This window comes from Kitasatospora sp. MMS16-BH015, assembly GCF_002943525.1.
Taxonomy (GTDB): Bacteria; Actinomycetota; Actinomycetes; order Streptomycetales; family Streptomycetaceae; genus Kitasatospora.
In genome coordinates this window covers 6,270,717-6,290,182 of sequence record NZ_CP025394.1, presented here as the reverse complement: position 1 = coordinate 6,290,182, position 19,466 = coordinate 6,270,717, and the positions used below count along the sequence as shown (strand labels likewise).

The 19,466-nt window shown below is 72.0% G+C and carries 13 protein-coding genes; 8 read left to right on the top strand and 5 right to left on the bottom strand.

The genetic code is table 11. The annotated features are described in order from the left end of the window. Window positions 1-193 precede the first annotated feature (193 nt). The 3 genes from CFP65_RS41215 (at window position 194) to CFP65_RS27070 (ending at window position 3,151) form a co-directional block, all read left to right on the top strand. Complete coding sequence (locus CFP65_RS41215) at window positions 194-1,801, top strand: ferredoxin reductase family protein (protein ID WP_254552590.1); 1,608 nt, start codon at window positions 194-196, stop codon at window positions 1,799-1,801. 67 nt (window positions 1,802-1,868) lie between these two features. Then, the gene (locus tag CFP65_RS27075; RefSeq protein WP_104818635.1) at window positions 1,869-2,339 is read left to right on the top strand and encodes an FMN-binding protein; all 471 of its coding nucleotides are present in this window, start codon (window positions 1,869-1,871) and stop codon (window positions 2,337-2,339) included. Further along, window positions 2,336-3,151, top strand: coding sequence for an FAD:protein FMN transferase (locus CFP65_RS27070; protein ID WP_254552589.1), 816 nt, complete (start codon window positions 2,336-2,338; stop codon window positions 3,149-3,151). Before CFP65_RS27075 ends, CFP65_RS27070 begins: the two co-directional genes overlap by 4 nt. Before the next feature lie 46 nt (window positions 3,152-3,197). Here the strand turns inward: CFP65_RS27070 and CFP65_RS27065 are convergent, their stop codons facing one another. The 4 genes from CFP65_RS27065 to CFP65_RS27050 form a co-directional block, all read right to left on the bottom strand. Beyond that, on the bottom strand, window positions 3,198-3,428 hold the full coding sequence (locus CFP65_RS27065; protein ID WP_104818634.1) for a hypothetical protein: 231 nt from the start codon (window positions 3,426-3,428) through the stop codon (window positions 3,198-3,200). Between the two features lie 21 nt (window positions 3,429-3,449). Next, complete coding sequence (malQ, locus tag CFP65_RS27060; protein WP_104821154.1) at window positions 3,450-5,516, bottom strand: 4-alpha-glucanotransferase; 2,067 nt, start codon at window positions 5,514-5,516, stop codon at window positions 3,450-3,452. A gap of 668 nt (window positions 5,517-6,184) precedes the next feature. Then, window positions 6,185-8,023 (bottom strand): RHS repeat-associated core domain-containing protein, encoded by a 1,839-nt coding sequence (locus tag CFP65_RS27055; RefSeq protein WP_104818633.1) that lies wholly within the window; start codon window positions 8,021-8,023, stop codon window positions 6,185-6,187. Window positions 8,024-8,186: 163 nt separating this feature from the next. After that, a protein-coding gene (locus CFP65_RS27050; RefSeq protein WP_371682471.1) for an IS3 family transposase occupies window positions 8,187-9,379 on the bottom strand; the annotation gives its coding sequence in 2 pieces (ribosomal slippage) (window positions 8,187-9,151 and window positions 9,151-9,379; 1,194 coding nt in all). Window positions 9,380-9,513: 134 nt separating this feature from the next. On the opposite strand from CFP65_RS27050, the gene CFP65_RS27045 reads away from it, so the two are divergent. Both CFP65_RS27045 and CFP65_RS27040 read left to right on the top strand, forming a co-directional pair. Beyond that, complete coding sequence (locus CFP65_RS27045) at window positions 9,514-10,239, top strand: hypothetical protein (protein WP_104818632.1); 726 nt, start codon at window positions 9,514-9,516, stop codon at window positions 10,237-10,239. A 183-nt stretch (window positions 10,240-10,422) separates the two neighbouring features. Beyond that, window positions 10,423-14,346: a beta-N-acetylglucosaminidase domain-containing protein gene (locus tag CFP65_RS27040; protein WP_254552587.1), complete on the top strand. Its 3,924-nt coding sequence runs from the start codon at window positions 10,423-10,425 to the stop codon at window positions 14,344-14,346. Window positions 14,347-14,447: 101 nt separating this feature from the next. Here CFP65_RS27040 and CFP65_RS27035 read toward each other — a convergent pair whose 3' ends face one another. After that, the gene (locus tag CFP65_RS27035; RefSeq protein ID WP_104818631.1) at window positions 14,448-15,080 is read right to left on the bottom strand and encodes an HNH endonuclease; all 633 of its coding nucleotides are present in this window, start codon (window positions 15,078-15,080) and stop codon (window positions 14,448-14,450) included. 358 nt (window positions 15,081-15,438) lie between these two features. Here CFP65_RS27035 and CFP65_RS27030 point away from each other — a divergent pair, with 358 nt between their 5' ends. From CFP65_RS27030 to CFP65_RS27020, 3 genes are all read left to right on the top strand, one after another. Further along, window positions 15,439-16,569, top strand: coding sequence for a mechanosensitive ion channel family protein (locus CFP65_RS27030; protein WP_254552586.1), 1,131 nt, complete (start codon window positions 15,439-15,441; stop codon window positions 16,567-16,569). Window positions 16,570-16,801: 232 nt separating this feature from the next. Further along, window positions 16,802-17,998: an ROK family transcriptional regulator gene (locus CFP65_RS27025; protein ID WP_104818629.1), complete on the top strand. Its 1,197-nt coding sequence runs from the start codon at window positions 16,802-16,804 to the stop codon at window positions 17,996-17,998. Between the two features lie 109 nt (window positions 17,999-18,107). Continuing rightward, a complete protein-coding gene (locus tag CFP65_RS27020; RefSeq protein ID WP_104818628.1) occupies window positions 18,108-19,457 on the top strand; it encodes an ABC transporter substrate-binding protein in 1,350 nt (449 codons plus the stop codon). Window positions 19,458-19,466 lie beyond the last annotated feature (9 nt).

The window sequence follows — 19,466 nt, the reverse complement described above, 5'->3', positions numbered from 1 at the left end:
CTTCACCCATGCTGACCTGCACTTTCGTTCCCGATCTCGTTCCTGTGCCCCGCGACATTCAGAGGCAATTGAGAGCTTCCGGTGCAAGGGTTGCGCCATCCGCTCACGCCGGGCGCCACCGCGCCCAGGGCATCCACTCATGGACGGCCCGCCCTGGCAATGCCCACGACAACCAGACCATCCCGGAGGCCCGATGTCCGCCCCGACCGTCGGACCACCCCCGGCCGTCCGGCCGCCGCTGCCTTCCCCGGGCCCTCCCCGCCCCGGTGCTCCCGCCGGCTTCCTGCTGCCCGGCCCGCTCCGGCGGGTGCTGCCCGCGCTCCTCCTGGCCGCGATCGGGGTCGGCGCCGCCGGGGTGGTGGCCCTCTGGTGGCGCGACACGCCCGAGGTGCGGGGCGCCGCCGCATGGCTCACCGGGGCCGGCCAGATCACCGGCCTGCTGGCCGGGTACGCGGCGCCGGTCCTGCTGCTCCTGATGGCCCGGCTCCCGCTGCTCGAACGCGAGGTGGGCGCCGACCGGCTGGCCCGCTGGCACGCCAGGGGCGGGCGGTACATGGTCGGGCTGGTGCTGGCCCACGTACTCACCATCACCTGGGGCTACGCGCTCACCGACGGACGCGGGCTGCTCGCCGAGGGCGTGCACCTGGTCTTCGACTACCCCGAGATGATCAAGGGCACGCTCGGCACCCTCCTGCTGCTCGGCACCGGCGCCGTCTCGGCCGCCGTGGCCCGCCGCCGGCTCTCCTACGAGCTCTGGTACTACCTCCACCTCGCCACCTACCTCGCCGTCGCCCTGGCCTTCGGCCACCAGCTCGCCAACGGCGCCCAACTCGGCGACGGCCCCGGCCGGCTGCTCTGGTACGCGCTCTACCTCGGCACCGCCGCCCTGCTCGGCTGGTACCGCCTGGCCGTCCCGTACCTGCGCGACCGCCGCCACCGGCTCCGGGTCGCCGAGATCCGCCCCGAAGGCCCGGGCGTGGTCTCGGTCTTCCTGACCGGGCAGCACCTGGACGAGCTCGGCGCCGAGGCCGGCCAGTTCTTCCGCCTCCAGTTCCAGACCCCGGGCCTGCGCTGGGCCGCCAACCCCTACTCCCTCTCCGCCCCGCCCCACCCGCAGTTCCTCCGCTTCACGGTCAAGTCCCTCGGCTCCCACAGCGCAGCGGTCGCCCGCCTCCCCCTCGGCACCCGCGTCCTGGCCGAGGGCCCGTACGGAGCCTTCACGGCCCGCCGCCTCGCCGACGCCCCAGCCCCAGCCCCGGCCCCCGCCCCCGCCCCCGCCCCCGCCCCCGCCCCGGGCATCGCCGCGCCGCAGGCCGCGACCCACCGCCGGGCTCACACCCCAGCTTCGGCCTCGGCCCCGGCCGCGGGTACCGCCGCGCCGCAGGCTGCCGCCCACCGTCGGGCCGGCTCACCCGCCTCCCCCACGCCCCGTCGCAGCTCCCGTACCCGTACCCGTCCGGTCCTCCTCCTCGGCGCGGGCGTCGGCATCACGCCGCTGCGGGCGCTCTTCGAGACCCTCCCCGGCCAGGTCACCCTGGTGCAGCGGGCCCGGCGGCCCGAGGACCTGCTCTTCCGCGCCGAACTCGCCGCCGTGGCCGCCGCCCGGGGCGGCCGGGCCCTCGAACTCCTCGGCACCCGCACCGAAGTCGGCGACCTCGGCCGCGCGCTGGCCCGCCTCGTCCCCGACCTCGCCCGCCACGAGGTCTTCCTCTGCGGCCCGGACGCCCTCACCGCCGAGGCCGTCCGCTCCCTCCGCGCCGCCGGAGTCCGCCGCATCCACCACGAGTCCTTCTCCCTCTGACTCACCCCCTCTGACTCGCTCCCTCTGAATCGACCTCTCTGACTTCCCATCCGCTCCAGGAGTCCCCGTGCGCCGAGCCGTCGTCACCACCTCCGCCACCGCCGCGGGCATCGTCCTGCTGCTCTCCCTCAAGCAGACCGGCGGCGCGGGCAGCACCGGCTCCACCGCCAAGGTCATCTCCACCGGCACCGGCCCCGTCCAGGCCGCCGCCCCGAGCACCGGCACCTCCCCCTCGGCATCGCCCACCACGGCCGGTGGCTCACGGACCGTCACCGGTGAGGCCGTCGACACTCGCTACGGCCCGGTCCAGGTCCGCGTCACCCTCGACAACAGCCGAATATCCAAGATCGACGTCATCCAGTACCCCGACGAGAGCCGCCGCGACCAGGAGATCAACACCTTCGCCCTCCCCGAACTCAACCAGGAGGCGCTGGCCGCCCAGAGCGCCCAGATCGACGCCGTCTCCGGCGCCACCTTCACCAGCGACGGCTACACGCGCTCCCTGCAGAGCGCTCTCGACCAGGCCGGCCGCAAATGACCCGGCCCGCCCCCGTGGCTGCGCCCGCCCCGGTCGCCTTCCGCCACGCCGAGCACCTGATGGGCACCGTCTTCTCCTTCGCCGTCCGCCCCCGCACCACCGCCCCGGCGGCCGGGCTGCCCTTCGAGGCGGTACTGCACGGCATCCTGACCCGCCTGCACCGGATCGACGAGGTCTTCTCCACCTACCGCGCCGACAGCCAGATCCGCCGGCTCGAACGGGCCGAGCTCACCCTCGCCCAGTGCGACCCCGAGGTGGCGGAGGTGCTCGCCCGCTGCCGCGAGGTGGCCGCCGAGACCGACGGCTGGTTCACCCACCGGCCCGCCGGGCGGCTCGACCCGAGCGGCTGGGTCAAGGGCTGGGCCGTGGAGGAGGCCTCCCTCGCGCTCTCCGCCGCCGGCTGGACCGAACACAGCGTCAGCGGCGGCGGCGACGTCCAGACCAGCGGCGGGCCCTGGCGGATCGGCATCGCGGCGCCGTTCCGCCCGGGTGCCCTGCTCACCGTGCTGACCGGCCACGACCTGGCCGTGGCCACCTCGGGCATCGCCGAACGCGGCCGGCACATCCTCGACCCGCACACCGGCCGCCCGGCCGAGGGTCTGGCCGCCCTCACCCTGACCGGCCGCCGGATCGCCCGCACCGACGCCTGGGCCACCGCCGCCTTCGCGATGGGCCCCGACCGCGCCCTCGCCTGGGCCACCGCCCGCCCGGACACCGAGGCCCTGGCCGTCCTCCCCGACGGCACCACCCGCATCACCCCGGGGCTGACCCGCTACCTGCCTGGATCGGCTACCGCCTCCGGACAGCACTGAGCGCCGCCGGAGCATCAGCCCCGACGGCGCTCAGCCGAACAGCTCGTTACTTCTTCTTGCCCTTGCCCAGCGAGGGCAGCATGACCAGACCGGCGATGATCGCGAACAGCACGATCGGGGCCAGCACGTACAGACCGAGGGTCTGGGCAACGCTCAGGCCGGAGCCCGGGTCGTCACCATCGTCCCGGGTCAGGGCCATGGCGGGCGACGTCATCAGCATCATCAGCGTGGCCGCTGCGGTGACCGCACCGGCGCGCAAAGCGTTCCTCTTGTCCACGTTTCCCAAGGTACCGGCCCCTTACTGTCCCTCGCGCGCCGGGGTCCGCCTTCCGGGCACCGCCGCCCCCAGGCCGCCGACCGCCTTCGCCAGACCCGCGACCCCGGGCGCCTCGGCGAGCCGCTCCAACGTGCAGGGCCGGCCGGTGCCGTCGGCCACCGGCAGCCGCCAGTTCGGGTACTGATCCCAGGTGCCCGGCAGGTTCTGCGGCCTCGGATCACCCACCACATCGGGCAGCCAGACGCCCACCAACTCCGCCGGGGTGTCCGCCAGGAAGGAGTACAGCGCCTCGGCCGTCAGCTCCTCCCCCTCCCCCAGCAGCCCCAGCCGGCGCAATTCACCCTTCCACTCGGCGAGTTCGTTAACGGCCTCGGCGATCTCCTCCGCTACCGGCCGCGCCAGCAGCCCGAGCCGGTCCCGCAGCTCCACGTGCTCCCCGCTGAGCCGGGCCGCCGTGCTCGGCAGATCATGCGTGGTCAGCGTGGCCAGGCAGGCGGCCCGCCACCGCTCCGGCGGCAGCACGGCCCCCTTCGCCTGCCAATCCCGCTCGAACCAGAGCACCGAAGTCCCGAGCACCCCACGCGCCGCCAACTCCTCCCGCACCCCGGGCTCGACCGTCCCCAGGTCCTCCCCGATCACGTACGCGCCGGCCCGGTGCGCCTCCAGCGCCAGCACGCCGAGCATCGCCTCGGCGTCGTACCGCACGTACGCCCCCTGCGTGGGCGGATTGCCCGCCGGCACCCACCAGAGCCGGAACAGCCCCATCACATGGTCGATCCGGATCGCCCCAGCGTGCCGCGCCGCGGCCCGCAGCAGCTCGGCGTACGGCGCGTAGCCGGACGCCGCCAGCGCATCCGGCCGCCAGGGCGGCAGACCCCAGTCCTGCCCGTGCGCGTTGAACGCGTCCGGCGGCGCCCCGACCGAGATCCCCTCGGCCAGCACCTCCTGCAACACCCACGCATCGGCCCCGTCCGGGTGCGCCCCGACGGCCAGGTCATGGATCAGCCCGACGGCCATCCCGGCATCCTCCGCCGCCCGCTGCGCCGCCCCCAGCTGCTCGTCCACCAGCCAGGCGAGCCACCGCTGAAACTCCACCTCCCCCGCCAACTCGACCTTGGCCGCCGCCACTTGCGGGTTCCCGGGCTTCCTGAGCCCCTTCGACCAACTCCGCCAGTTGCTCCCGTGCACCGAGGCCAACGCCCCCCAGGTGGCGTACTGCTCCAGCCACTCTCCCTCCCGCTCCACGAACGCCCGGTACGCCGCCTCCCGGCCGACCCCGCGCGGCACCTGGTGCAGGATCTCCAACGCCCGCCGCTTCACCGCCCACACGGCATCCCGGTCGATCAGGCCGTCATGCCCCAGCACCTCCCCCCGCAGCCTGGCCGCCTTCTCCCGCAACTCCTCCAGCTCCGCCCGGTCCCCCACATAGGCGTACTCCTCCACCGCCTCCACCCGCAGATGCACGGGGTCGGCGAACCGCCGCGAACTCGGCCGGTACGGCGAAGGATCCGACGGCACCCCGGGCAACGCGGCATGCAACGGATTGATCTGCAGGAAGGCCGCCCCCAATCCACTCCCCGCCCACTCCGCCAACTCCTTCAGATCCCCCAAGTCCCCCATCCCCCAGGACCTTTGACTCAGCACCGAGTACAGCTGCGCCAGGAACCCCCACCCCCGCTGCGCCACCTCCGGCAGCCGCTGCGGCGCCACGATCAGCGCCGCACTCTCCTCCCGCTCCCCGACCCGCACCCTCAACCGATGCCGGCCGAGCGGCAGATCCGCCGGCAACCAGTGCGACTTCCCCGCCGGCAGCGACCAGACCCCGCCCTCCTCCAACTCCACGCTCAGCACGGCCCCGGCGGGCACATCCACCGCCGTCCGCCGCCCACTCCGCACCACCACGCACGGCGCCACCAACCGCCCGGCCACCTCGGCCCGGTGCCGCGTCAGACTCTCCGTCACCGCCTCGGGCGTCCCGGCCTCCACCCCCAAGGCCCCCAGCACCGCCACCAACGTCCCCGGCGCCACCACCACCGGCCCACCCCCGGCGTCATACGTCGGGTCCACCCCGTACGCCTGCGCCAACATCACCAACTCCCCCGAGGGCAGGGCCCCTTCCTCGACCTCCACCCCCCGCCCCACCAGGCCGACCTCACCCTCACCGTCACCCAGATAAGCAGCCACGCCCGAGCTCCCACCTACTCACGACCCAACCCCACACACAGGACGCCTCAAGTCCTACCCGCCCCACCCCACCCCGACCCCGCAACGACACGAGGAGTATCGACTCATCAATCGACTTCAATCAACGAGATCGCAGCCAACGCCAAGAACAGCGCGGGCCTCCCTGCCAAGACGCACTGTTCCCCTTTCGGACCACCCTGAGCAATACCCGCCTTTTGGAAGCGGCACCGCGACCGCCCATAAATCCGAACAAAAGCGGCCCCACCAGAGAGTTACTCCGATGGGGCCACCCATTCATTGGAGGGGTTTCCGCGAGCTGAAATAACTCAGCTAGTCTCCGATGAGACGATCATGGAGGGCGTCAAAATCCCAAATCCCCCCGCTTCTAGATTCCACGGCAACCACAATGCGCTTCGCTTCGGAAAGCGGAACCGCAAATGCCTTCGCGAGAATATAGGCCGACTCGACAATAGAGTACCCAGAGGCTCTAATTCGAGCTGCCTCCACGTCAGCTCTCACACCCCCCCGGGTCGAAATCTCCTCGCTCACCCGGTCAAGGGACTCTCGATCCATCAGTTTCCTCCCAGGTCAATTGTCATGGATCCGGGGCGCCTAACTTCCCCACCCTTCAAGTATCTCGTATACGAGATGATGATCTTATCGAAGCCTTGCCGTCGAGCCATGTCCGAAATCTGCGACTTCAAAGAGTTGATCGCCTCCGGTCCCATTGCCGATCGCTCCAGCCCTGCGGTGCCGCGCGGAAAAATCATCAGATCGTCAAGGTGAAGATCCCGACCCGAATGCGTGACCTCTGCAGCTACATCCAAATCCCCAGAGTGCGTGTTGAAGGTCTGAAGAAATATATCTCCATCATTGAATACTCCACCAGGGGAGCCTCCACCAGTTTCATGGGATTCACTCAGGAGAGTATGAATATCACTGCCGAGGCCCTTTGCCCCGCTCCCTGCCAGCCAAATTCCCCCGCCAATGGTGGCAGTGCCAGCCACTATGGTAGCCGCCCCGGCAGGGCAGAGTACACCGGTAGCGCACTCAACGCCTCCAAGGAAATCGAAGCCAGCGCCTCCAACAATCCCTGCCGCCCCGATAAGCGACTCTGCAGCATGGCCAAACATCTGGGTTATGGCGGCCGACGAGTCTCGGATTTCGGCATAGAGGCGGCTTCTGTCAGAGCCATCCTTGTCGATCTGCTGCTGAGTACGACAGGAAGTCGCTTTTCCGAGGCCGGTGCAGTGCTTGACGGTGGTGTAGTCCTCAAGTTGCTTGAGAATTGTCTTCACATGGTTGAACTGAACCGCCCGGTCGCGTCGCGTCTGCTTGTCATGCAAGTCATCGGCGTACTGCTTGGCACCGCCACTGCAATCGTGATTATCGCACCACACGCCGTCAGGGTCTCCGCGGAGACCACTTGGATCACTGAAGTTGACCGGGTCGTTGTTGCTGTAGGCGTAGCCGTTCCACTGCTGCGGGTTCGCCAAGTCCAACAGTGGGTCAGGGCTGATGAACCGTCCGTGAAGAGTGTCGTAGGCACGAGCACCGAGATTGGTGTAGCCAGCGACGTCATCCTTGGTGCCGCCGACGAAGCCCTTGTCGCCCGCCCAGGTGCCGGGTGCAGGCTGGGTCCCTCGGGGGTTGCCGAAGGGGTCAGTGGGGCGGCGCGTCTTGGTGTTGGTGCTGAGGTCGATCGAGAGGGAGTTGGTGCCGTGGTGGTCGGCGATCTGGGCAACCAGGCTGCTGTTGCCGACGCGGACGTCGGTGATGCCGTTGGGCATCGGGTAGTAGCGGGTGCCCGCGATGTCCTTGGGCGTGACGTTGTTGTTGACGGTGATCTCGTCGGCGCCGAAGAAGTAGGTGCTACGGCCGGCGTAGCGGCGGATGAGCTGGTTGCCGTCGGCGTCGTAGACGTAGTGGGTGTTGCCGGGCTGGGTGCGCTTGTCGACGGTTTCGAGCTTGTTCTCGCGGTCCCAGAGAAGGGTGGTGAACTCGTTCGGATCAGTGACGTAAGCGGTGTTGCCGGCGGCGTCGTACTGGGTCCTGCTCACCGCGGGGGTGCCGCTGCCGGTTTGGACGGAGGAGGTGAGGAGGGCGTGCGGTCCTCCCGTGCCGCTGTCCGGATTGGGGCTGTTCGTCTTGGTGTTGGGGGCCTGGCCGAAGGTCTGGGTCGTGGTGACGTCCTTGGTGGTGTCACCGAGCGGGTCGTGCTGGATAAGGGCGGTGCGGTTGCCGGTCAGGTCGTAGCGGTACTCCTGCCAGTAGGGGTTACCGCCCTTGACGGTGGTTTTGGCAGGGGCAACGGCGCCGCTGGTGGGCGTCGCGTTGGTGCAGGCACCCTGTGAGAGGGCCGTGAACGGGGTGGACGGCGGGGTGGTGATGCCTCCGCCGTCGGTCCACACGGTGGTGAGCCGGCCGAGGCGGTCGTAGGTGAAGCACTCCCGGTCCCGGAGGGACGGGGTGTTGTCGGGGGTGTTGGTGATGGAGGTGATCTGGCCGGCCGGGTTGTAGGTGTAGCCGGTGATCTGGGTCCGGGCTTTGCCCTATTTCGTAGACACTTGCCTGTTATGCGACCAAGTCCAGGTTAGTAACAGGCCTGGCGTGCTGCCGTTCGTAGTCGACGGGGCTTCGGTAGCCGAGGGCGGAGTGCCGTCGGCGACGGTTGTACCAGGCCATCCAGGCGAAGACCGCCATGCGCGCCTGGGGCCGGGTCAACCATCGGGAACCATAGAGCAGTTCGCGCTTGAGCGTGGCGAAGAACGACTCCGCCATCGCATTGTCGTAACTCGAGCCGACCCGGCCCATCGAGCACCGTATCCCGTACGCCCGACAGACCTCGGCGAAGGCCGCCGACGTATATTGCGCCCCGCGATCGGAGTGAAACAGCACACCGCGCACATCGCCGCCCCGGGCGGCGACCGCTGACCGGACGGCGTCGACGACCAGGCCGGCACGCATGTGCTCCGCGAGCGACCAGCCCACGACCCGCCGCGAGTGCATGTCGATCACCGTCGCCAGGTACATCCACGACCCACCGACCGGCAGGTACGTGATGTCGCCGCACCAGCGCACGTCCGGTGCCGGGGCGGCGAACACCCGCCCGACCAGGTCCGGCGCCGGGGGCACGGTCCGGTCAGCGATCGTCGTGCGGACCGTGCGCCGCAGGCGCCGCCCGGCCAGGCCGCGCTCGCGCATCAGCCGGGCAACCCGCTTGTGGTTCACCGCGCCGTGCCGCTCGCGCAGCTCGCGGGTAATTCTGGGGACGCCGTAGGCGCCGTTCGACTCGCCGTGGATCTCCTCGATCCGCCCGGCCAGCACCTCGTCGGCCGCCTTGCGGGCCACACGGACAGGGGTGGCGTGTATCCACCGGTAGAAACCGGACGCCGAGACGCTCAGCACCCGGCACAGCCGCTGTACTCCGTACAGGTCACGATGGTCGGAGATGAACCGCCAGCGGCCGGTCATCGGCCCATCTCCTTGGCAAAATACTGAGCCGCCTTCCGCAGGATCTCCTTCTCCAGCTCCAACTCACGGACCTGCCTGCGCAGCCGGCGCAGTTCCTCGCGCTCGGCGGGGGTCAACGGGCCCTCACCGCCCGCACCAGAAGGCGCTTGTGCGCGTGAGCGTGCAACCCACTGGCGCAGCGACTCCGGGTTGACACCCAGCTCCCGCGCCACCGCCGAGACCCGGCGCCCGCTGGACTCCACCAAAGCAACCGCGTCCCGCTTGAACTCCCCCGAGTACCTCGCAGTACCCATGAGGACATCCTCTCCACGGACCCGAAGATCCGCTTCTCAGAAGTGTCCACAACCTGGGGTAAAGCCCACTCTTCCGGTACGCCCTCGGCGGCGTCGGCCAGGTCGGCCACCTCACCACGGCGGTCCTGCGCACCGTGGAGCGCCCGGCCGTCACCCGCGTCACCCGCGTCACCCGGGTCGACCATAGCGGCCTGGCCGACCTGGTCTCCCACCTCCCGCGCGTCGCCGCCGACCCGCGGTTCGAGGGGTATTTCGGGATGTACGACCGCCAAGCCTGGTACTCGCAGCTCTCCCTGGCCCCCGGGGCCGAGGAGACCGGCCTCGCGACACCGGTGCTCCCCGTACCCGGCTACACCGTCCTGCTCCACCAGGAGGTCGCCGGACACCTCGCGCCGCTGCTCGGGACGGACACCCATGCGAACCTCTGGGCCGACTACGTCCTGGACGAGGCGGGCCTGCCGGCCTTCACCGCGGCGCTGGAGAAACTGATCGCCGAGCCCGGCCTGGCCCAGAGCCTGGTCAGCCTCTACTTCCTGGTCGTCCAGCGCCCCGGCCCTGCCGCCCCCTTCGCCCTGGCCCCCGTGCTGGACGCGCCCGTCCAGTACGGCATCGGGGTGTTCGCCTCGGCCCCCGTCGCCGACGAGGAGCTCGTCTCCGCCACGCGCCGCGCGCAGCGCCGCCTGCTGGAGGTGTGCGCCGAGGTCGGCGGCCGTCCCTACCTCTACGGGGCCCACGCCCTCGACCGGGAACTCCTGCACGCCTTCTACGGCACGCCCGCGCTGGAGCGGCTGGAGGAGTTGCGCACCGAGTTGGCCCTGACCCGCTTCAGCCGACGCGGATTCGGCGGGGCCCGTCCCTGAGAGCCGCGGCGGCACGCCGGGGAGGGGCCGTGCGCATACCACCCGCCCCCGCCGACGGTCACCTGATCTTCGCAGCGGACAAACCCGACATAGGCCGCAGTGCCGTTGACACCGGACGTGGCAACTGATGGGCTGGCCAAGGTCCGGAGAGCCGGGTGGTCGGCGGGTATGAGGAGGCTCCTGGTGCAGGCTCGGGTGTCCGTGGTGGCGGGGCGTCGGCTGCGGGACGCGGTCGAGCGGAGTGCGGCGCTGCGGGAGGTGCTGGGGCATCCGGCGGCGCTGGCCGCGCGGCGGGCGACGGCGCGGACGGCGCGCCAGTGGGCGCCCAAGGCGGCGGACCGGCTGATCGCGGACCTCAAGGGCACGGAACCGCTGCTGGCCTCGGTGCGGGCGGAGCGGCGGCGCGGGCCGCGCCGGAAGGCGCTGCAGCTGGCGGCCACGCTCTCCGCGGCGGCCGTGGTGGGCGGGCTGCTGGTGAGCGCGCCCGGGTACGCGGTGCCGGGCTTCGACCGGACGGTGAGCAACGCGGCGGCAGCGGCGGAGGCCCCGTACGCCCAAGGCAGTCTGACGAACCCTCAGATCTACCCGAAGCCCCAGGAGTTGCAGCAGGGCGGGGCGCCGGTGACGGTGCCGAAGAGCGTCAGCCTGGTGCTCGCCGACAAGGCCGACGGACCGGCCGTGGCGGCGCTGAAGGCGCTGCTGACCGAGGCCGGGGTCGCCACGGTGAGCGAGCAGCACTCGCAGCCGCAGACCCCGACCGCCGGTTCGCTGGTGGTGTACGTGGGCGGGCCGGCCGAGGGTGCGGACGGGACGGTGGACCGGGCGCTGCGCGACCTCTCGGTGGCGGCCGGGGACAAGGACACCCAGGGGCCCTCGTACACCGGGCTGCCGAGCGGTGGATACCTGCTGGCGGCCGGGCAACTGCCGACCCTGGAGGGGCAGTTCGGGGCGATCGTGCTGGCCGGGATCGACCAGGTGGGCACCTTCAACGCGGTGCAGAGCCTGCGGCAGCTGCTCACCAGGACCAGCACCGGTGCGGCCTTCCCGGCCGTGACCGTGCGGGACTGGCCGAGCGGGGCGCCGGTGCGCGGCCTCGCCGAGTCCTTCTACGGCACCCCGTGGAGCACCGAGGAGCGGCTCGGCCAGCTGGACTTCCTGGCCCGGACCAAGCAGAACTTCTACCTCTACGCCCCCGGCGGGGACCCGTACCGGCTGGCCCGCTGGCGCGACGCCTACCCGGCCGAGCAGGCCGAGGAGCTGCGCAAGCTGGGCGAGCGCGCGCAGGCCGACCACGTGACGCTGGGCTACTCGATCGACCCCGGGCAGTCGTTCTGCTACAGCTCCACCCGGGACTCCGACGCGCTGCTGACCAAGCTGGAGCAGCTGCGCCAACTCGGCTTCGGCGCCTTCCAGTTGCAGTTCCTGGACGTCAGCTACACCGAGTGGCACTGCGCGGTGGACCGGAAGAACTTCGGCACCGGCCCGGCCGCCGCCGCGAAGGCGCAGGCGGCGCTGGTCACCAAGGTGCGGGACAGGTTCGCGGCCAAGCACCCGGAGCTCGCGCCGCTCAGCATCGTGCCCACCGAGTACCAGCGGTCGGGCTCCTCGCCGTACCGGACGGCGCTGGTGGCGGCGTTGCCCAAGGAGGTGCAGATCGCCTGGAGCGGCGGCGCGGCCTTCCCCGCGAAGATCACCGGCGCCCAGGCCGAGGACGCCGCCACCGCCCTCGCGCACCCGCTGATGACCCTGGACAGCTACCCGGCCAACGACTCGGCCCCGGACCGGCTCTACCTCGGCGCCTACACCGGCCGGGAGGCCGGGCTCGCCTCCCGTTCGGCGGCGTTGCTCACCTCGGCGATGACCCAGCCGGTCGCCTCCCGGGTGCCGCTGGCCACCGCCGCCGACTTCGCCTGGAACCCGGCGGGCTACCACCCCGCCGACTCCTGGCGGGCCGCGCTGCGCCCGCTCGCGGGCAGCGAGGCCGGCCTGGCCGCGCTCACCGCGCTGGCCGGCAACAGCCTCTCCTCCCCGCTCTCCCCCACCGAATCCGCCTACCTGGCACCGCTGTTGGACCACTTCTGGGCCGCCCTGGACCCGAGCGGGGCCAACGACGCGGCCCCGGACCAGGCCCGGCTTCTGGATGCCGCCGCCGCGCTGCGCGCGGCGTTCACCACCATGGCCGGCGCCCAACAGGCCCTGGCCAAGGAGGAGATCGGGCCGGAGACCGCCCCCTGGCTGGCCCAGCTGGCCGGGTACGGCCGGGCCGGGCAGACAGCCGTGGACATGCTGGTGGCCCAGCGCGGTGGCAACGGTTCGGCCGCCTGGCAGGCCCGGGTGACGCTGCGCCAGCTGCGCACCCAGCTGGCGCAGGGCACCGCCACCGTGGGTGCAGGCGTGCTGGACGGCTTCCTGGACCGGGCGCTGCACTCGGCCGACAGCTGGTCGGGGGTGCGGGCCGGGGCGCTGACGCCGACCACCACGCTCGGCACAGCGCACGACCACGCCCCCGCGCTGATGACCGACGACGCGCCCGACACCTTCTACTGGAGCGGCACCCCGCCGCAGACCGGCGACTCGGTCGGCCTGGACCTCGGCGCGGGCCGCCCGCTGGGCACCGTCACGGTGCTGATGGGCTCATGGGGCGACGGGCCGGACGCGGCCTCGGCCGCCGAGGACTACCTGCACGACGGGGTGCTGGAGTACACCACCGGCGAGGGCGGCTGGAAGCAGCTGGCCACCGTGCACAACCAGAAGAACGTCACCGCCACCGCTCCGGCGGGCACGGTGGCCAAGGCCGTCCGGCTGCGGGCCACCGCGAGCCAGAAGGGCGGGATGGCGGTGCGCGACTTCAGCATCACCGCCCCCGGCGACACCCCGGCCACCGTCTCCGGCGGCCCCGCCGCGCTGCCCGGCGCGGCCCCCTCCTCGGTGCTGGACGGCAACCCGGACACCGCCTACCGGGCCGCCGCCGCGCCGACCGCCGCCGACACCCCGCTGACCATCGAGCTCGGCGCGGCCCGCCCGCTGGACCGGGTCACCGTGCTGACCGACCCCTCGGTGCACGCCACGGCCACCCTGGAGGTGCGCAAGGCCGGCGCCTGGACACCGGTCGGCACCGTGCAGCCGGGCTACAACGAGCTGCCCGCCCCGGGTGCGGTGGACGCGATGCGGCTGGTCTGGGCCCCGGGCGGCGCGCCGCCGGTGGTCAACCAGGTGGTGCCCTGGTACGCGGACATCCCCGCCGCCCGGATGAGCCTGAGCGACCCCGGCCTGGACGTGGTGGCCGGGCAGAGCACACCCGCGCAGACCAAGGCGGTGCTGGTCTCCGGCCGTCCGGAGGGCGTCAGCGGCGAGCTCAAGGCGGAGGTGCCGGCCGCCGCCAAGGGCCTCACCGTGACGCCCACGGCCGCCGTGACGGTGCCGCGCGGCGGCCAGGTGGGCGCCCCGGTGCAGCTGACGGCCGCGGCGGACACCCCGTCCGGCACGTACCAGGTGCCGCTCACCTTCACCGTCGGCACGGTGACCGTCCGCCAGACCCTCCAGGTGCACGTGGTGCCGCCCACCGGCGGGCCGGACCTGGCGCCCGGCGCGACGGCCTCCTCCTCGGGCGACGAGACCCCGGCCTTCCCGGCCTCGGCCGTCACCGACGGCGACCCGAAGACCCGCTGGTCCTCGCCGGCCAAGGACGACGCCTGGGTGCAGCTGCAGTTCCCGCAGCCCGTCCGGCTGGGCTCGCTGGTGCTGCACTGGCAGGACGCCTTCGCCTCGGCCTACCAGGTGCAGACCTCGGCGGACGGCACCCACTGGACCACGGTGGCCCGCGAGGACGACGGCCGGGGCGGCACCGAGACGGTGCGGTTCGACGCGCCGGGCACCCGGTACGTCCGGGTCCAGGGCGTCACCCGGGCCACCAAGTACGGGTACTCGCTCTGGGGCGTGGAGGCGTACGCCGTCTCGCTGCCGGTGCCGGTCACGCCCCCGCCGCTGCTGCCCTCGCTCCCCCCGCTGCCCGTGGTGCCGACCCTGCCGGTGGCCCCGCTGCTGCCGACCGCGCCGAGCACCCCGCCGACGGCCGTGCCGAGCCCGACGGCCAGCCCGAGCCCGTAGCAGCAGGGCAAAACGGCGGGCCGCCGTTGCTCCCGCTGAGGGGGTGCAACGGCGGCCCATGAGGCGTACCGAGGGGCATGCCCGGTCGGCTCGGGCGACGGTCAGGCCGGCAGTGGCTCCGGCTGCTCGCCGCGGTGGGTACGGGTGACGGGGTGACGGGTGGGCGTGACGGCGGCCGGGTGGCCGACGGGCTGCTCCGGATGATCGTGGTGCTCGTACTCGCGGAACTGCTCGACCCCGCCGTACGGCTCCAGGTACGGACGCCAGCGGGGGTCTCTCAGGCCGGTGCCGATGATCCGCCAGGCCAGCCCGCTGGGCGGGGCCGGTGGACGCTTCATCCGCCACCCCAGCTCGGTGAGGTGGCGGTCGGCCTTGGTGTGGTTGCAGCGGCGGCAGGCCGCCACGACGTTGTCCCACCGGTGCTGGCCGCCCCGGCTGCGCGGAATGACGTGGTCGACGCTGGTCGCGGCGGCCCCGCAGTAGACGCAGCGCCCGTGGTCACGGGCGAACAGGGCTCGGCGGGTGAGCGGGACGGGCCCGCAGAACGGGACCCGCACGAAGCGGGTCAGTCGGACGACGGACGGCGCCGTGACGGCGCTGGTGGCGCTGTGCAGAGTGACTCCCGAATCCTCCAGGCTGACCGCCTTGTGGTTGAGGACCAGGATGAGCGCGCGGCGCATGGTGACCACGCCGAGCGGCTCGTAGGACGCGTTGAGGACCAGGACATGTGGCACGGATGCCTCCTTGGACGCCTGCGGCGCGTGGCTCGCGCCGGGACGAGCGGGTGACCGCAGCTCGCACCGCGATCACCATCAGTGTCGCCTCACGGTGTCGTGGGGCGCCACCACTCCTGTGTAACGGACCTGTATGAGGCAGTTGCCATCACCGGTCATAGCGGATATGCCCAGGCGATGGCCGGAATGCACCACCGGCCCCGGCTTTTCGGCCGCTTCGTCCTGGCACCGGTCGCCGGATCACGCCGGGCAACCACCCGGACGGAGGCGACCCGGCATCGGACTAAGCTGGCCCGAACGGCCCTGGGCCCGTCGGGGCGCGGGCCGTGCACACCGCCCGCCCCGGAAAGGTCCGTCCGTGTTCCGCGCCACCGGCCTGCTGATCGCCGCCTCGGCGAGTCCGAGCCCCAGCCCCTCCCCCGCCTCCGACGACCCGCTGCCCAAGCTGGACCTGAGAGTGCCGACCAGCGCGAGCGAGGTCTCCGACACCACCAGGCAGGCGGCCGGTTGGCTGGGTGCCAACTGGCAGAGCTGGGTCGAGGGCGCGCTGCGGATCGTCTTCATCGTGGTGCTGGCGATGGTGCTGCGCGCCATGGTCCGCAAGCTGATCACCCAGCTGATAGGGCGGATGACCCGGCACGCCGAGAGCGAGGCCGAGTTCGGCCGGCTCGGCGGGCTGCTGGCCAACAGCGGGGTGGTCAACCCCGAGCGGCGCCAGCAGCGGGCCGAGGCGATCGGCTCGGTGCTGCGCAGCGTGGCCTCCTTCTCCATCCTGGGCACGGCCGCGCTGATGGTGCTCTCCGCCCTGGGGGTCAACCTCGCCCCGCTGCTGGCCAGCGCCGGGGTGGCCGGCGTGGCGATCGGTTTCGGCGCGCGGAACCTGGTGACGGACTTCCTCTCCGGGGTCTTCATGATCATGGAGGACCAGTACGGGGTCGGCGACGAGATCGACACCGGGGTCGCCACCGGCACGGTGCTGGAGGTCGGCCTGCGGGTGACCAAGCTGCGCGGGGCCGGCGGCGAGATCTGGTACATCCGCAACGGCGAGGTCAAGCGGATCGCCAACATGAGCCAGGGCTGGGGCACCGCCTCGGTGGACGTGCAGGTCGGCTACAAGGAGGACCTGGAGCGGGTCGAGGCGCTGATCGTGGAGACGGCCGAGCAGCTGGGCAAGGAGACGCCCTACGACGAGCTGATCTGGGGCCGGGCGAAGATCCTCGGCGTGGAGTCGGTGGCGGCCGATTCGGTGGTGCTGCGGGTCGAGGCGCGCACCACGCCGGGCAAGTCGGCGCTGGTCGGCCGGGCCCTGCGGCAGCGGCTGAAGACCGCCTTCGACCTGGCCGGGGTGAAGCTCAAGGAGGAGCCGGTCGCGGTGGTGGCCGCCCCGGCGGTGGAGACGGCCGCCCCCTCGATCCTGGCCGACCCGGCCTCGGCCCGGTCGCTGGCCACCAAGCCGATCCCGCTGCCGGCCCCGGAGGACCGCCCCTGACGGCCCGCCGCACCGGACCCGGAAGGCACGCCCGAGCCCCGCCCCCGTGGCGGGGCTCGGTGCTTTCCGTAACGCTTCGGCATCCAGGGCCCACCGAGTCATTGACACCCCGCTGACGCGGGATCTACCGTCCTCTCGAAGCGACTGGAAAGTTTCCTAACAGTTCGCCGGAGGGGCCGCCCCGGCCCGCCCGGTAGCCCCGCCCAGTGGACCCGCCCGGCGACAGAGGAGGATGCGGGCTGTGACCGACACCACCCGTACCCCGCTCGCCGGCACGCCCAGCCTGCTGCGCGCCATCAACGACCGGGCCGCCCTCGAACTGCTGCTCGCCAACGGCCCGCTCTCCCGGACCCAGATCGGCAGCCTCACCGGCCTCTCCAAGCCCACCGCCTCCCAGCTGCTGGCCCGGCTCGAATCGGCCGGCCTGGTCGAGCCGGTCGGCACCACCGCCGGCGGCCCCGGGCCGAACGCGCAGCTGTACCAGGTGAACCCGGCCAGCGGGTACGTGGCCGGGCTCGACGTCACGCCCACCCGGGTCAAGGTCGCGGTGGCCGACATCACCGGCCGCACGCTGGCCGAGCTGACCGCCCCGACCAAGGGCTGGCCGGCCGCCGAGACGGTGGAGCGCACCGCCGCCGCCGTGGCCGAGACGGTCCGCCAGGCCGGGCTGCCCGCCGACTGCCTGCGCGAGGTGGTGATCGGCGTCCCCGGCGCGCTCGACCCGTCCACCGGCAAGCTCCGCTACGCCCCGCACCTGCCCGGCTGGCACTCGCCGCGCCTGACGGCCGACCTGGAGTGCGCGCTGGGCACCTCGGTGAGCGTGGAGAACGACGTCAACCTGGCCGCGATAGCCGAGCAGTCCTTCGGCGCGGCGCAGGGTTGCGAGGACTTCGTGCTGCTCTGGGCCGAGGAGGGCATCGGCGCGGCGATCGTGATCGCCGGCCGGCTGCACCGCGGCTTCACCGGCGGCGCGGGCGAGGTCGGCTACATGCCGGTGCCCGGCGCGCCGCTGATCCACAAGCCCCGCCGGCGCAACTCCGGCGGTTTCCAGGAGCTGGCCGGCGCCCCCGCGGTGCTCGCGCTGGCCCAGGAGCACGGTCTCGCGGCCGCCGGCGCCGGGGAGGCGATCGCCCTCGCGCTCGCCACGCCCGGTGCGGGCGACCGCTTCCTGGAGACCCTGGCCGAGCGGCTGGCCATCGGGCTGGCCGTGATCGTCGCGGTGGTCGATCCCGAGCTGGTGGTGATCTCCGGCGGCATCCCGACAGCCGGCGGCGACCGCCTGCGCGAGCTCGTCCAGGACACGCTGGCCCAGATCTCCATCCCCCGGCCGGAGGTGCGCAGCAGCTCCGTGCCGGGCTCCCCCGTCCTGCACGGCGCCCTGCAACGCGCCCTCGCCACAGCTCGGGAAGCGGTGTTCTCCACCCACTGACTCCCTGCTCCACCCAAGGACTCCCCGCTCCGCCTGCACCACACCCATCCCCCCAGCACGGGCCGACGGGCGATGAAGCCTGCTCCCGTACCTCCAGGAGGACCCTCCAGTGCACACCCCCCGCAGATCCCGCCGCCTGCTCGCCGCCGCTGCCGGCAGCGCCGTCCTGGCCCTCTTCGCCACCGCCTGCACCGGCACCGACTCCGGTGGCTCCGCGGGCGATTCGGCCGCCGGCAAGGATGTGACGATCACCTTCTGGCATGGGTGGAGCCAGGACAACGAGACCAAGGCGATCAACGACAACGTCGCCGCCTTCGAGAAGGCGCACCCGAACATCCACGTGAAGGTCGTCGCCAACATCGCCGACGACAAGAGCGAGCAGGCGCTGCGCGCGGGCGGCCCGGACGCACCGGACGTGGTCTCCTCCTTCACCACCGACAACGTCGGCAAGTTCTGCTCGGCGAAGGTCTGGACGGACCTCGGCCCGTTCCTGAAGAAGGACGGCATCGACCCGGCCAAGACCTTCCCGGCCGCGATGCTCAACTACTCGCAGTTCCAGGGCAACCAGTGCTCGCTGCCGCTGCTGGGCGACGCGTACGGGCTGTACTACAACAAGGCCGCCTTCGCCGCCGCCGGGATCACCACCCCGCCGAAGACCTTCAGCGAGTTCGAGGCCGACGCCGTCAAGCTGACCATCGCCAACGGTGACAGCTTCAAGCAGCTGGGCTTCATGCCGAACTACCACGGCTACGAGTCCTCCCCCGCGCACTTCCTCGGCCAGTACGGCCCTTCGTACTTCGGCTCGGACGGCAAGTCGAGCATCGCCACCGACCCGAAGGTCGCCGCGATGCTCACCTGGCAGAAGGGCCTGGTCGACAAGCTGGGCGGCTTCGCCAAGCTCGAGAAGTACCGCACCACCTTCGGCGACGAGTTCAGCGCGAAGAACCCGTTCGAGACCGGCCAGGTCGCGATGGCCATCGACGGCGAGTGGCGCACCGCCTCGCTCGCCGAGGACAAGGTCGGCTTCGACTGGGCCACCGCGCCCTTCCCGGTGCCGGACGACCAGGCCGCCAGCTACGGCCGCGGCTACCAGACCGGCACCATCATCGGCATCGCCCGCACCAGCCAGAAGCAGGCCGCCGCCTGGGAGTTCGTCAAGTACCTGACCACGAACACGGACGCCGTGGTGAGCTTCGCCAACGCGATCCACAACGTGCCGAGCACCATCGAGGCGCTCAGCTCGCCCAAGCTGCTGAACGACCCGAACTTCAAGACCTTCCTGGACATCGCGAAGAACCCGGCCTCCAACACCACCCCGGCCTCGATCAACGGCGGGGCCTACCAGGTGAGCCTGCAGAACCTCGGCTACGACATCGAGGCCGGCAAGCAGACCGACATCCCGGCCGGTCTCGCCAAGACGGCCAAGGAGATCGACGCGGCCATCGACCAGGCCAAGTAGCGGGCAGAC